The sequence below is a fragment of the Flavobacterium artemisiae genome, assembly GCF_042678225.1.
GTDB classification, from domain to species: domain Bacteria; phylum Bacteroidota; class Bacteroidia; order Flavobacteriales; family Flavobacteriaceae; genus Flavobacterium; species Flavobacterium artemisiae.
The window spans coordinates 44,987-60,118 of record NZ_JBHUDZ010000022.1 but is presented as its reverse complement, the minus strand read 5'-3'; the positions used below and the strand labels follow the sequence as shown (position 1 = coordinate 60,118).

Genomic DNA, 15,132 nt, shown 5'->3' with positions numbered 1-15,132 from the left:
CAGCCAGCACAAACCAGTAAGCGGAAAAGTAAAATTCTTCAAAGCTGACTCTGAGCAGGTAATGAAAGAACTTTCTTTTGAGAACGCTTTTATTGTATTCTTCAGCGAGCAGTTAGACGCTATGGCCGAAACTCCAATGACTACAGAGATTACTTTCTCTGCAGAGAAAATCACGTTGGGTAACGCTACTTTAGATAACAATTGGGCTAAAATATAATCAGCCTCAATGATCAAGAAGCGGCGATCTGTCGCTTCTTGTTTTTTAATACACATTTCTTCAAAAAAAACATTGATTTGTATCGTTTCTATTTTTCAGAACATGATATTTTTAGCTTAAAATATTTGGTGTAAAGAACTTAAGAAGAACTTTAGACTATAATGTATTTAAGTTAAAATTTTAAAAAGTCCCAAACTTATAACTAAACATATTATGGTCATTCCTAAAATAATCTTTGGTATAGACGGTAAAGAACTCTCTCACTTTACTAAAATCGATTTAAAACAAACCATTAATACTCATCACGAGTTTAAAATCAGTATTCCGCACTCTGTTATAGAAAGACCAAGAGCATACACTATGGAAAGAGCGCAAGAATCTCTTGGAAAGGTGCTGCATATTAGATTGGATGGTAATAATAATTTCTTAGGAATTATAACAAACGTACAATACCAACAAGAATTAGGACATACGGGCAGTCAGATTATTGTTTCAGGATATTCTAAAACCATTATGTTAGAGGGAGGTCAAAAAATGAACTCTTGGGAAGATTTTAATTTGAAAGATATAGTAGATGAGGTAATTCAGAAAGCAGCTGGAGAACAACTGCAATGTGAAATTGATCCCGAGTTTACTTCAAAAATAGAATATCAAACGCAATATCAGGAATCAGATTTTAGTTTTATTCAGCGATTAGCAAAACAATATAATGAATGGTTGCTTTATGATGGAGAGAAATTATTTATAGGAAAACCAAAAGAAAAAAGTAATCCTATTAAATTAATTTACAACAAAGATTTATTCAATTTGAGTATTTCAGTACAAGCCAAACCAAATCAGTATGGAGGTTATATATATAATGAAAATATAGACCAGCTATATCAAGCCCAGACAGATGACAGTATTGTAGAAGGATTACCGAAATTAGGTAATCATGCTTTTGAAGCTTCGAGTAAATTATATAAAACACCTTCTTACGAACATGGTCAATTTAACATAGGAGATGATGCTTATTTTGAAACCATTCTTAAAAAGAAACAAGAAAGTATAGCTGCAGATGGCAATTATATCTTAGCAACAAGCAGTAATCCAAAACTTCGAATAGGCTCTATTATTAATGTAGAATCCCAGCAAATATTAGATAGATCTGAAGTTTTTAAAAAAGGATTAGATAGTACTAAAACGCATTATGCTTCTCAAGAAATTGGAACTTATATTATTACGGAAATAAGACATAAAGCTACTGATATTGGTGAATATGAAAATAGTTTTAAAGCACTCCCTGCCAAAATAAAAAAATTGCCTGAACCAGAAGTAGGTTTACCAGCAGCACAAGATCAGAGAGCTGTAGTGATTGCAAATGATGACCCTAGTGGAAATGGAAGGATTCGTGTAGAATTACTTTGGCAGAAAAAAAATAAATCCCGCACACCATGGTTACATGTAGTAACGCCTAACGCTGGAATAAGTGATGTTGTCAATAAAAACCGTGGCTGGGTTACCATACCAGAAGTGGGAGATCATGTAATGATTGGTTTTCATTACAATGATCCAAACAGACCTTATGTAATAGGAAGTATTTTTAACGGAAAAACTGGAGAAGGCGGAAAAGTAGACAATCATATTAAAAGTTTTTTTACACGCAGCGGCTGCACGATAACTTTTGATGATACGCAGAAAAGTATTCTAATCAAAGATCCTTCTGATAATAGCATTTATCTGGATGGCGAAGGAAATATCACACTGAATGCACCTAAAAATATGACCATAAATGTTGGGGATAATCTCGACATCACTGTTGGTAAAAATATGACGGTAGGAGTAGGAGGCAACAAGAAAACTACTATTGAAGGGGATAACAGCCTAAAAATTGGAAAAAACAATACTGTAGATATTACAGAACTGTATAAACTTGCTACTAATATGTATGAGCAAAAAGTGTCTGGAGATAAAACGGTAAAAATAAATGGAGATTTAAATAAAACCACATCTACAACTACTTACAAAGCTATTGGAGGTGATATTTTGATAAAGAGCTCTGGGATTTCTAAGGTACTGGGTGCGATTGATGCAAAAGTGAATAAGGGGTAAAATTCTAAAAGAACGTCTAAGTTTTCGAGTAGATCATTTTAATTTCATCGTACTCTTACTTTTATGAAATATAAATATTGCGAAATTAAGATGAGATAATTTTGTAAAGCTCAAATAAATATGAAGAAGGACTTTTTTTATGTACTAATATTACTTGCAACAAGTATCTTGACAAGTTCTTGCCAAGAAAATAAACAGACTAAACAGGTTGCTAAATCTGTAATACAAGATACTCTCACTAATATGAAAACAAATTTTAAATGGCAGGAGGGTTTAAGTTGTCCTTCTGGATATCCAATACAAGTATATAAAGGTTGGCTTGAAGGCCCTTTGGTATCCAACGGTGTCGAAGAAAGCCCAAGTAGCTCTACTAGTATTTCTGGTTTTGGTACCACCACAGGTATGGGAGGTTGGGGAGAAAACTCTTCAGGTATGAGTCAGGGTGAAAAATCTATTCCCAAAAGACTTAATTGTACTTGGTATTCGTATGTAGAAGATGTTATGTATCATATAAACACAGAGCTTGACTATCAAAAAATGGTTAAACTATTCAATGAAGGATTTCAGAGTAGTGTTAGAAAGAGAGGTAAAGTAATAACTACTTATGATCATATAACTGTTGGCTTTGCTCCTGGCGGTGTAGTAGTAGTATGGGTACAGGGAGGAGGACAAAAAAATGTAGAAATAGGGCGTTATCAGGCAAAAAAAGTGATAATAAGTCCAGAAGAAATAGCCTCATTAGATAGTCACGAACGCTTATTGTTTGATCCTGCTGATAGAGCACGTACCTTAAAAAATCCAAAAATTATAGCTCCTGAGGTTCAGGAGGCAAATAAAAACAAACCCATTCCCTATGGACTATGGGATAGTTACCGCATAAAGTATAGTTGGAGACCTACCTTAGTATTTGTTAGAGAAGGAAAGGTACAAGATGACCTTGGATTTGAAATGTTTAATGGAGAAAAAGAAAAACTATTAGGCGAAGAATTTACTAAAAATGAATATCAAGAAAGAGCAATCCCTAAAAGTTTAGGCATTGGTTATTGGGATAAAAATGGACAAGGTTATGGAGGTGTAATAGATTTTGAGGAAAAAGAAATTTTTGATGCTTTTAAAGAATTACATAAAAAAAATGTGGAAGCAAACATAGATTTGGAGATTAAGATTAACCCAGGCAGTACTTATTTAGGAGTAGAACTTAAAAATGGAGTAAACAGTATTCCGTTAAAGAAAAGTAAACTGCAAGTTTATGAGTCTCGTTCATTAACAAAAGAATATACATACAATTGGCGACCTGTTTTTGTCTTTACAGAGGGGGCAAAAAAGCCGGATGAAATTAATATTAGACGTAGAACATTGCAAGAGGTGCTTAAAGACAAAGCATTTATTAATATGCCATTCCAACAAAATTCACCTCCCAATAGAATAAGTTTAAGTTATGAAGAGGATAAAGTCGGAAAAGCTATAGATTTAATATTTGAAGAAGAAGAAGTTGCCCAAACTTTTAAAAGCCTTGATAAACTTAACCCTGGCGCTCCTCTGGAAATGGAAATTAAAATAGGTAAAGCACCTCATTCTTTCAGTATTAATCTCAAGGGGAATGGAAAAGAAATGCCAGTGAAATTTAAAGCAAACGATTGGAAGTAATAACGTAGAGCAGAAATACAAAAAAGAATAGTTGTTATGGGAAAAACATTTGTATACAATACGGGAACAGGTAAAGACGAAGAAAAGCAAGATGAAATTGCTCTTACTTTTGGAGTATTTATAGACGGAACACTTAACAATAAGAACAATACCGATATGCGCAGTAAGCATAGTCGAGGTATGGATGCACAAGGAAAAGTTGATTATTCTAAAGGGAATGATGTACTGGAGAGTGAAGATAATTCAAAGTATAAGAAAATAAAGAATAAAGGAAGAATAGAAGATCTTCTTTCAAAAAAAGATAAAACACCTGCAGAACAAATTGAGTTTGATGCTATCCCTGAAAGAGACAAATATCTTGTAGCTTCATACAGAGTGCCTTTAAATGAGTTTGGTCTAGATCGTATGGGTACAGACAATAGCTATAGTAACGATTATACCAATGTCGCACGAATGTGGCAATGCTGTGAGAAAGAAAAATATGCAATTTATGTACCTGGTATGGGAACAGATAACCTAATGCGAGACAGTCAAGATGGTTTTGCATTCGGATCTGGGCAAACAGGTATTCGTGCCAGAGTACGTAATGCCTGTGAGCAAATAGCTGACAAGGTTTCTGAAGCAATGAAAGCCAATCCTAAGAAAGAAAGTAAAATAAGTAAAATTATACTGGATGTTTTTGGTTTTAGTCGTGGCGCTGCTACAGCAAGAAATCTAGTCTATGAAGTAAATCTAGACTATAATTATGCAAAAGCACTACAAAAACAAATACCAAACGGAATAGAATATCAGCAGCCTGTCTCAGGAAGAGGAGGGCCTATCGCGGTACAAAAAACACGTACTGCATTTGTAGATGTAGATAATTATGAGATAGACAACAGCTATTTAATACAGGATTATTTACCCAAAATGGGACATTTAGGATATAGTTTACTTCTAAAAACAGATCTTGAGTTCGAGGATTTAAAAGATATAGAAATAGTGGTAAGGTTTGTTGGAATTTATGATACAGTTTCGTCTTATTTTGAACAAAATGGTGTTTGGGATCATTATGACAGTCATGGAAAATTAAAAGATGAAGGTGGAAAACTAGTAAAAGAAGCTTGGTCAACTCATTTCAATGATGATATTGCAGAATTGCATCTTAATACTTTATACTGTCAAAAATTGGTTCATTTTACTGCTAAAGATGAACACCGTCAAAATTTTGCATTAACCAAAATAAATCAAATTCCAGGTAAATTTATCGAGAAAAACTTCCCAGGAGTTCATTGTGATATTGGTGGCGCTTATATGACAGAGAAGGAAGTTATAGATGAAATAGGAACTCAGATGAAAGACGGAAATTATGTTTCTGTTTTTCCAGCTCCAGCTAATTCTTATTATACTGAAATAGGATTAAGAGCGCTTAGAAGCGATTTGATAAAGCAACATTGGTATCGTGAGGAGCAAATTAGAGTAAATACACAGTGGAGTTTTCCTCCGTATGATAAACTCACAGGAATTCGTGGAAAAAAAATTGAAGGAACTGAGGATGAGTATGAAGGAGTAAAAAAAGAATACAGTTATATTCCGCTCCATTTTATGGAAACCTACGCCAGAAGTACTGAAATGAAGGACTATTTTGTAGAACAGTCAGATGTAAAATTTCCATTAGATGATTTTCTAACACATGTAGAAAGTTATTTAACACCTTATGCGCTCGATGAAACTAATGAAGTTAAAGAATGGGAGTTTATTTCTGACGAAGAAATCGAACGAAAAAAACGTGAGGCTTTAGAAAAACAGAAATTTCAAGATGAAATTAAAAGCATAGAACAGAAGCTCAGAGATCATACTTATGAACATGAAAACTTAAAAGTACCAATAGACAATTTAAGGGTAGAGCAATATAAACCTAGATTTGATTTAGTTACTCAAAAAGTTCCACAGCCAGTTGCCACACAAGAACCTGAAATAAGAACTATTGATTTACCAGAGGTTAAAGTTATAGGTTACAATGCTCAAACCATGTTAAGAAAATTAAGAAATGAGTACTTACATTGGTCTTCAACAAGAGATTGGTTTGGTATGCAGCCAAATACAAATCGAAAAAGGCAAATACATTAAAATATGAATTATTTAGATTACCAGATTATACTTCCAGAACTGGATAAAATAAATGACTACATATTTGAAACTATAACAAAAGATTTTTCTAATTTAAAAAAGGTAAAAAAGATAAGTTATATTAGAAAAATTTCTATTACGAGATATAAAAATAACCGAAATGATATGCTGTTTCAGTTATTTCTTTCAGAGATAGAAATCACCAGTAATGTATCTATTGAAAATATTTTTTTTCTAAAAAAAATTGCGGGAGCCTTTGATGAAATTGAAGTACAAATAAATGATTATGGGCAGATAATCAAAATATTAAATATTGAAGAAATAGCTAAACGGTGGGAAATCACTTCTGAAAAACTTGCTATAGATAATGTAGGTTATGCAGCAATATCATACATGCAGGACATTAGCAATTTATTAAACGATGAACAAAAATTAATATCCTTTATTTCTGACTATAAGATGTTTGGTTTATATTTTTCAAGTTTACATAGAAACTCTTATGCTGTAGAAAGGAAAAGAAAAATAATAGATTGCGGCAGTAATTTGACAGCTGAACATCGTTATCCAAAAAATGAAAAATTCGATACTTATTTAATTGAAGGAACTCCAATTGAAGGTAATGATTTTATAAAATATGAAGGTTGTATCGAATATAGGAATGGCCAAGTAGAATTGGCAGCATTAGAAATAGAAAAAGAAGCATCTACAATTTTGTATAACATTAATAAAACAACACTTTAATGGCAAAACCAGATAATACTTTAAAACGAAAAGAACGCGAGGAAAAAGAAGAGGCCGAGGATGGTTTAAAATTTGTGATTGACGGTGCCAAAATCAAATGTGATTTATGTACTGCTCCAGATGGAGAGGTAAAAGTAAGTTTTGATCCACCGACCATACAAGATAAAAAAGTAGTTACAGTTGTCGAAAAAGACATGAGTAGCTTAATGTTTAAAGGTAATTGTAAAAAAAGCCCTAATCAAGCTAGTCCCTGTGCCTCTGTAATGAAGCTTGGAGACTGGAAAGATGTAGGTACGGTATATTTCCAGGATCAATTTCCATTGCTTTTAAAAAGCACAGTAAAATGTGATTATGGAGGTACTGCTATTAAAATTACAGATTGCGGACAACGTAATGAGGTTGAAAAAGTTGATACTACAGGTGCGCCTGTGCCACCATTAGAAAAAGTTGAAGTTGATTTTATTGTGAAATTTAGGACATTATCTTCTTATGATGGAGAGTTTGGTTTTGATTGGATGAGAGATGAATACTTAGAAGGAATTTGTATTGAAGGACTTGAAAATTTAAAAAAAGTATATTCAAATATTGATGGTTCTCCATTAAAAATTAACAATGAAGATTATTATGTTCCCTGGCTTAGTATGTTTAAAGGACATAAAAACAGAGTAGGTATCGATGTAAAGTTGAAACTCTCTATAGAATTAAAAAAAAATGCTTTAGATGATACTGATACAATTTTATTACAATCTCCTAAAGGAATTGAAATTTCTCCTAATGTTTTAAAAGCAAAAGAAGCAAGTAATATCGAAATTTTGATTAAATGCAATGAAGATTTAAATGCTGATGTTGTGATTGAAGCATTTGACCAGAATAACCGAATAGTAGGAAAATTAAATGTTTTAAAAAATGCTGTTAAATATGATTTACCAATTAAATTTTTAATTATTGACGAAATTAATCCATCAAAAAGCTATTATTCAAAAGTATTTGATGCTTTTGATGATGCATTCTTTTTAGATTTGAAAAATACCCTTACTATAAATTCTTTAAATCAAGCATTGATAAATCCTACTTTTGAAGATGGGTCAGTAGCTGAAATAGATTTTTTAAAGATTGACTTTGAGGATTTTAAAAATAGAAAATTGGTCGACATACCTGAGGGGTTGAGTCAGCCAAGATTTCCAAAAGATAACAACTTGTTAAAAGATGAGTTGATCAAATTAGCAAAGGAAAAAAATAAAAACTTTAAAGGAATTTTTGTTTTTATGACAGTTTTTCATCAAAAGGGAGACGAAGCAGGATTTTCTTGGACTTATCCTCGAAATAATCAAGCAGTTGTTATAGGAACTGGTGGGATCAATTCAAAAACTACCTATTTACATGAAATTGGACATTGCTTAGGTTTAGAGCATGTATTTGATAAAAAAGATACTCAAAATATTTCAATAGTTGAAAATAATATTAAAATTCACGAAAATAATATTAAAATTTTTGAAAATAATATTACTGTTAAACAAGAGTTTTTAAAACAATTTAAAAATAAATTATCATCGGAAGTGATAAAATTTAAAGATGGTACAAACAAAAGTGTTTTGGAAATAAGAAAAGAACAGCAGAAAGCAATTGATGAACAAAATGAAAAGATTGAAAACGAAAATAAAGAATTAAATGATAGTATACGTGACTTAGAAGATCGTCTAAGATTAGTCAATTTATGTGTTTTTGAACAAGGTACTACTGATAATATCATGGATTATATGGTCAAAATAGATAAGATAACGCCTAATCCTAATCAACGTAAAGCTTTTTTTAAATGGCATTGGGATTTGATGCAAGAAGAAACGATTAAATATTATAACTAAGATAACATGAAATATAAGCTTATTTTGTTCTTTATATTATTTGCTGGTAGTATACAGACATTTGCTCAAATGAAGAATTATTCTGTTTTTGATAAAGATGATTTTGATAAAAAAGGTATACCAAAAAGTCTTAACGGGCAAGTAATATATCAGGGATATGTAAAAGGAATTGGTTACGTAGTTAATCAGATAGGTGAATATAAAAATGGAAAAAAGCACGGTCATTTTATTTTTTTTATTGACGGGCATCTTTCGTGTGAAGAGCATTATATAAATGGAATGCTTAATGGGTATTCTTCTTGTGGAGAGAGCTCAGGGGTTTATAAAAATGGGAAAAAAGATGGACCATGGAAATCTTCTAGTGATACTGGAAATTCAGAAATAATTACCTATAAAAAAGGTAAAAAGGATGGCTATTATGAGAGAATATTTAATATGATTAAAACAGTAGGAAGATATAGCGATGATAAAAAAGATGGTAAGTGGATTACTTATGATGAAAAAGGACAAGTTTTAACTGAAATATTTTTTAAAAAAGATATTGAAGTAAAAATATAGAAACACAAGAGGAAATAATGACAACCTGTAAATTTCAGAAAACGATTTTTTTCGGTTACAATCTTACAAATTAATCTTCGTATGCACATGAGATTAACGTGCTTTATGATTAGAGCGTAATTTCTGGACTGACATTGAGAAACTTAATGAATCCCTTTCAAAATGAAAAAAATATTTTAATAGTTATAATTGCTTTTTTGATTTTGAGTGGTATTGCGCAAGAAAAAAACATACCTCAAAAGCTAGTTTCGATATCTATTTCAAAACCAAATAAACCGGCTTGTGGAGATTCAGGAACCAAATTTCGGAAAACAGATAATTGGTATAATGATAAAAATAAGGCCACAATAATAAACTATGATTTTAAACACTCCAAAAGTCTTGAAGTTGTTAAGAAGCTATATACTATGAAAAATGGAGTATTGTATTATAAAAAAAATAAAATTGATAGTCTTCAAATTTTTTATCGCTTAAATGAAGAAATTGATTATGTAATATATATAATCAAGGGTAAAGCAACGGGATATACGATAAATGTAAATAATAATCCTCGTCCAAGTATGTATTCTGTATCATCTAATGCTCAAGGAGATGTACGTTATGATTTTATTACACAAAATGTTCTTCTTTTACAAGGAAATGGTATTTTGAAAAACTACTATTATGGTGAATGGAATGGTAAGACGCAGAATTACTCAAAGGAGATTTTAAAATCTGAAGGTGAAATAAAGAATAATTTCAAATTTGGAGAATGGAAATATTACAATAAAGAAGGAAAAATAGATAGTACAAAAATTTATACTTTAAAAGATTCAGTAGATGTACGTTTTCCTTATTGTATTTTCAATAAAATAGAACCTTGTCATTAGATTCTAAAATTATAATTTTATAAACCAAAGTATAAAGAAATGTGGCTTATACTTAACATTACTTTTACAAAAAGTAGGAGCTATTTTAGGAACAATAAATCCTATATTTTTTGTTTCTGTTCATATTTTTTTTAGGCGCTTCACTCTTATAACCAAGCTGTTCCCCTCATATTTTACTTTTACTTTTGTACTTGATGAAACTTCTTTAAGATCATTAAATGCATTTGAGACCTTCGATGCATATAAGTCACCAAGTTGTAAAATGGCATTTTTTAGAATACATAAAAATAAATATGTATTTATCAGCAAGCGAAAAACAATTACTCCCTAAAACTTCAAAATTATTGATGTTATTTTGAAATTTAAAATTTGATCCGAATGTGCGAAATGCACTTAATCGGATAAAATGCGCATTTTATCGATGTTTTTTAATTTTAATATTAAAATTAATATATATATTCGCATAAAAATTAATTAGTGTATAAATCACACATTTTTGTTTTTTATTTTTTGAATGAGATAGTCTGGAGAATAATTTCATCAGATATATCAATGTAAAGCATTTACAATAAAGTAAGTTTTAGTCTTACCGAATTGCTGTTGAAACCCCAAATCATTTAATATATGAAAACACTTTTATTGCAAGTTGCCCTATTTCTCTGTAGTTATCTAGCAGTTGGGCAGAAAACACTTTTTATACCCACAGAATGGAGTAATCCAAACAACGAATTTTACAATAATGTATCCACTTCCAGAATGTATGAGTCTACAAACTTTGTAGTTTATTGGGGAGACAAAGTAGGAACAAATCCGGCAGCATACTCAGATGCGTCTTTGCGTTTTACGCCAAAATCGGTTGCAGATACTTTAGAAACAAGTTTTAAACGTTATATAACCGATTTAAAATTTGTTAGTAATGCGTCAACAAAAAATTTAGGAAAGTATAAAATCATTATTATGATGATGAATACTTGGAATTCTACAGATCCACGCTTACAGGCATTTGCGCAGGCTAGCTCTTTCAGTAATACTATTGGCGCCATGTTTGTACATCCAGAAGCAACAAGAGATGGTGGTGCTTTATCACACGAATTTGCTCATACGCTCCAAATGATGATGCAGATTCAGGAAAATCCTGGTAATGGTAATGCTTTTTCGGGATATGATTGGGCGGGACCGTTCTTTGAGGGTCATGCTAATTTTATGCGAGCGCAGGCGTATTCAAAATGGGCAGAGATTGACGGAACGCTGACCAGATGGATTCAGACCCGACATTTTATGTGGTCATCAAATCGTCATCATTATACCAACTTTCATTTAATGTATTATGTTCAGGAAAAAGAAGGTTTTGATTTTACACGAAGAATGTGGGCCGAATCCAAAAATCAAGAACATCCTCTAGAAACGATCAAAAGGCTGAAAGGTTTTACACAAGAACAGTTAAACGATTATTTGTGGAATTATGCACAACGACAACCCGCGTTTGATTATCCGATTCAGTGGACTTCTCAAATCAATACGACTAGTAATTTCGGTAAGAAAATTAGAGAAGTATATAAATCAATTCAAACTTATTTGCCAAGATATACCAGCAGACAATTTACATTATTGACCAAAGTTGATGGAACAACTGATCAGTTTTATACCAATAACGATTGGGCACCTCAGGATTATGGAATGAATATTATTCCGTTGTACCCAACATGCAGCGGTACTGAAAAGAAAGTTACTATAAAGTTTAAAGGACATACAGAAGTAAATCCAACTCAGGCAGGATGGCGATATGGTTTTGTGACAACAAAAGCTGATGGCACAGTTTCGCGTTACAGCCCGATGTATAATACAGATGGAGAAGCTTCTTTTAGTCTTAATACCGCAACAGAAGCAGGCATTTATTTGGTAGTTTTTTCGGCGCCAATAGTACATGTCAATTATAATATGGATGTTGGTTATCCAAAACAAAGAAGATATCCGTATGAATTGAAAATTGCCAATGCTAATCCAGAAGGATTTCAACCAGCAGCAGATTTTAGAAAGTTTCTCAAAACAAATGGACGTCTGCACGCAAACGGTGGCGGATGGGTATCTAATAATGCTAATATTGCGTCAACAGTATATGTTGGTCCTTATGCGGTAGTAAGAGGCGGTACTATATCTGGTAATGCTCGTATAGAGGGTTATGCAATGGTTGAAGGCGGTAATATTAGCGGTAACGCTATTGTTAGAGATAATGGTTGTGTTTATAATGCCGCATTATCGGGCAGTGCAATTGTAGAAGGAAATGGCTGGATGGAAGGCGGTTCTGTAACCAATACAGCAAATATTAAAGGAAATGCCATGCTTTTTGCAGGAAACTTTGGAGGATCTGTTGTTGTGGGTGGCGATGCAGAAATTGGAAGCTGTTCTACCGCGGGAGTTTATCTGCAATTTCCTTATTGGAGAAATGGTAGAAGCGAATGTGATGGAAAAGGAGCAAGTGATGTTTCTAATATCGATATTAACCCAGCTTTTACGAATTTTTCGGCAGCTTCAATGGCATTCAGCGTAACGCCAACTTGTACCGTCGCAACGCTTTCAACTCAAAAAAATACAGATGATAAAGATATTAGTTTAAGTGTTTTCCCAAATCCGACAGGAGGAAATTTAACGGTCTCTTTTATGCAGACAGAACAAGAAAAAGTATCTATATCATTGTTTGATGCTAATGGACGAAAAATAGATATAATTGCCAATCAGACATTTGAAGTCGGTAGAATTGATATTCCTTATAATTGCAGCCATTTAGCACAAGGAGTTTATTTACTGCGTATTCAAGCAGGAAACAAAGTCATAAACAAATCATTTGTTAAACAGTAAGTTAGTTTTATTTTGTTTTTTTTAGTTAGAAAGCCTGTCTGATACTACAATCGGGCAGGCTTTTTTGTATATATCGAAGATATTATTTGGACATTAAACTATTTATCTATAATCTCGAATAGTAAATCATATCGGTCTCCCAATTTTTTCTTTAATCGTTGTTTACTTTTTTTAATTGCGTCGATTGTTACTCCTAACAAATTAGCCATTTCGTAATTACTTAAATCTAATTTTTGGAGCATTATTATTTTGAGATTGGATTCCTTTAATTCCGGAAAATTTTCGATTACAGTATTATAAAAATCACCATGTTGTTTTATGAACTCTCTCTTAAAAGTATTCCAGTTTTCATCTGTCATTAAATGGGAATTCAGGGTTTCCTGAAGTTTTAATTTTTCTTCTTCTAATTGTGTAGACGCAGAATTTTTAATTTCTTCTAATTGATTTTCTAAAATTGAGATCTGCTTGTTTTTATTTTTAAGATATTCCGTATAAATTTCTATATTAGAGCTGGCATCATTAAGTTTTTGTTGAAAAAACTGTCTGTCATTTTCAATTTTTAATCTTTTTTTCTTTAATTTTTTCTTTAAAGAAATATAGGTAATTAGACTTGCCGAGATAATTAAGATTAAAATTACAACAATGATTTTTTTCGTTTTTTCTCCTTCTTCTAATTTTAATCGAATTTTTTTAGTGTTGTATTCATATTTCTTTTTCTGAATAAGCCAATAAGATCTTTGAAGGACAGTATTTCCATTAGTGCTAAGGAGGTATTCCTCAATTTGTTTTAGTTGACGTCTTAACAACAGTTCTTTTTTAGGATTTTTACCATTTAGAATGCTGATTTTTAGTTCGATCACTTCTTTTAAGGAACTTCTGTAGTAGGATTTTGAACTAGCAATTTGCCCGGCTTTTACGAGAATTTTTTCGGTTTGATCTATTTCTTTTTGTTTAAAAAGAATTTTGGCTAATAATATAGAAGCATACATCTCATTCTTTTCAATATTAAATTTTTGAGAATAGAGAATATCTTGTTTTAAAAAGTGTACGGCAGTTTGGAGATTTCCTTTTTTTTCATAAACCAATGCTTTATCTCCCAGAATCTTTGCATATCGAATACTGTCAGAAACTTTTAAAGCCATGGCTTCAGACTGATCAAAGAAATGCATGGCATTTGATAAATCATTATTTTTAAAATAACAATTGCCAATTGCGTTTAAAACACCAGCAAATTCTGAAGAAGGACTTTTCATATACTGCATCGATTTTTTGTAGTAAGTAATTGCAGAATCATCTTCTATGGTAGACATGATCCAGCCAAAAAACTTAAAGGTTTCTTCGGGAAAAATAATTTCAGAAGAATCAATTTGATTGGTTTCTTCCATTGTTTTCAGAACAATTGGAATTAATTTGTCAATCTGGCAGTAGAAATATAAATATTTTGAGTAGTTTATCTGTGTCCAAATAATAAGGCTCGGATTATTTAGCTTTTTTGATTCCTCGATTGATTTTAAATAAAAATACTCACTTCTCTTATTTGTTTTATCGAAATAGCTTGAAAAACCATTTGCAAGAAGCACATGATATAAAATATTTGATTTTTTGTTTGAAGAATTCTTTAAATAAGAAAGACTTTTTTGGAGCTCTATAGTATCAGTATCTTTTTTTAAATTATTTTTTTTTAAAATTATAGATTCAATATCACTGATTAACTCCGTAGATGCAGCTGATAGTTTTTGAGCGTTTACTTGCTGAAAAAAAACAAAGGCGTATAAGACAAAAAAGAGTCTATTTTTTTTTGTACAGAAAATCATTTTGAAATTGGGGCTTTAACGGCCGCTAAACTATAAAAAAATAAATGTTTTTTCGTAATAAAATTGGAGATAAAAAGAAATTACTCAAAACTAATATCTTGATAATCTTAAATATAAAATTTTTCTGATAGACTGTTTAAAATATCTTTTGATGAGCAGAAATTTTTTTAAAAATAATTGACGTTATAATTAGTTTTTGAAAGAAATTTCTATTCAATAAAATAGAAAGGAATTAACAGTACTTATTTACAACCAAAGACGCATAATTATTACTAAGAAAAGCTGTATTCAAATGCTGAAAAAAAAATAATTTCTTAATTGTTTGTAAATTAGTGTTTTAATTTTTTGTTACTGCGGTTTTGTCCTCG

At 31.4% G+C, this 15,132-nt stretch carries 10 protein-coding genes; 9 read left to right on the top strand and 1 reads right to left on the bottom strand.

What is annotated here, in order from left to right; all coding sequences use genetic code 11:
* From tssD to ACFSC2_RS25195, 9 genes are all read left to right on the top strand, one after another.
* The coding region (tssD, locus tag ACFSC2_RS25235; protein ID WP_379818620.1) for a type VI secretion system tube protein TssD at positions 1-217 on the top strand (217 nt) is incomplete at its 5' end.
* A gap of 213 nt (positions 218-430) precedes the next feature.
* A complete protein-coding gene (locus ACFSC2_RS25230) occupies positions 431-2,308 on the top strand; it encodes a type VI secretion system Vgr family protein (protein ID WP_379816614.1) in 1,878 nt (625 codons plus the stop codon).
* A 120-nt stretch (positions 2,309-2,428) separates the two neighbouring features.
* Positions 2,429-3,955, top strand: a complete 1,527-nt coding sequence (locus tag ACFSC2_RS25225; protein ID WP_379816613.1) for a DUF2931 family protein — start codon at positions 2,429-2,431, stop codon at positions 3,953-3,955.
* Positions 3,956-3,991: 36 nt separating this feature from the next.
* On the top strand, positions 3,992-6,064 hold the full coding sequence (locus tag ACFSC2_RS25220) for a T6SS phospholipase effector Tle1-like catalytic domain-containing protein (protein ID WP_379816612.1): 2,073 nt from the start codon (positions 3,992-3,994) through the stop codon (positions 6,062-6,064).
* 3 nt (positions 6,065-6,067) lie between these two features.
* Positions 6,068-6,805, top strand: coding sequence for a hypothetical protein (locus tag ACFSC2_RS25215; RefSeq protein WP_379816611.1), 738 nt, complete (start codon positions 6,068-6,070; stop codon positions 6,803-6,805).
* Complete coding sequence (locus tag ACFSC2_RS25210; RefSeq protein WP_379816610.1) at positions 6,805-8,667, top strand: PAAR-like protein; 1,863 nt, start codon at positions 6,805-6,807, stop codon at positions 8,665-8,667. Before ACFSC2_RS25215 ends, ACFSC2_RS25210 begins: the two co-directional genes overlap by 1 nt.
* A gap of 6 nt (positions 8,668-8,673) precedes the next feature.
* On the top strand, positions 8,674-9,225 hold the full coding sequence (locus tag ACFSC2_RS25205; protein WP_379816609.1) for a toxin-antitoxin system YwqK family antitoxin: 552 nt from the start codon (positions 8,674-8,676) through the stop codon (positions 9,223-9,225).
* A gap of 146 nt (positions 9,226-9,371) precedes the next feature.
* Complete coding sequence (locus ACFSC2_RS25200; protein ID WP_379816608.1) at positions 9,372-10,094, top strand: toxin-antitoxin system YwqK family antitoxin; 723 nt, start codon at positions 9,372-9,374, stop codon at positions 10,092-10,094.
* 624 nt (positions 10,095-10,718) lie between these two features.
* Positions 10,719-12,950 carry a DUF6055 domain-containing protein gene (locus tag ACFSC2_RS25195; protein ID WP_379816607.1) on the top strand — a complete coding sequence of 744 codons (2,232 nt, stop codon included), beginning with the start codon at positions 10,719-10,721 and terminating at the stop codon, positions 12,948-12,950.
* A 98-nt stretch (positions 12,951-13,048) separates the two neighbouring features.
* Here the strand turns inward: ACFSC2_RS25195 and ACFSC2_RS25190 are convergent, their stop codons facing one another.
* Positions 13,049-14,335, bottom strand: coding sequence for a tetratricopeptide repeat protein (locus ACFSC2_RS25190; RefSeq protein ID WP_379816606.1), 1,287 nt, complete (start codon positions 14,333-14,335; stop codon positions 13,049-13,051).
* Positions 14,336-15,132: the final 797 nt, after the last annotated feature.

What these genes read in the sequence shown, in the direction of transcription:
- ACFSC2_RS25230 (WP_379816614.1), top strand. Translation starts at nt 431, where the DNA reads ATGGTCATTCCTAAAATAATCTTTGGTATAGACGGTAAAGAACTCTCT.
- ACFSC2_RS25225 (WP_379816613.1), top strand. Translation starts at nt 2,429, where the DNA reads ATGAAGAAGGACTTTTTTTATGTACTAATATTACTTGCAACAAGTATC.
- ACFSC2_RS25220 (WP_379816612.1), top strand. Translation starts at nt 3,992, where the DNA reads ATGGGAAAAACATTTGTATACAATACGGGAACAGGTAAAGACGAAGAA.
- ACFSC2_RS25215 (WP_379816611.1), top strand. Translation starts at nt 6,068, where the DNA reads ATGAATTATTTAGATTACCAGATTATACTTCCAGAACTGGATAAAATA.
- ACFSC2_RS25210 (WP_379816610.1), top strand. Translation starts at nt 6,805, where the DNA reads ATGGCAAAACCAGATAATACTTTAAAACGAAAAGAACGCGAGGAAAAA.
- ACFSC2_RS25205 (WP_379816609.1), top strand. Translation starts at nt 8,674, where the DNA reads ATGAAATATAAGCTTATTTTGTTCTTTATATTATTTGCTGGTAGTATA.
- ACFSC2_RS25200 (WP_379816608.1), top strand. Translation starts at nt 9,372, where the DNA reads ATGAATCCCTTTCAAAATGAAAAAAATATTTTAATAGTTATAATTGCT.
- ACFSC2_RS25195 (WP_379816607.1), top strand. Translation starts at nt 10,719, where the DNA reads ATGAAAACACTTTTATTGCAAGTTGCCCTATTTCTCTGTAGTTATCTA.
- ACFSC2_RS25190 (WP_379816606.1), bottom strand. Translation starts at nt 14,335, where the DNA reads ATGGAAGAAACCAATCAAATTGATTCTTCTGAAATTATTTTTCCCGAA.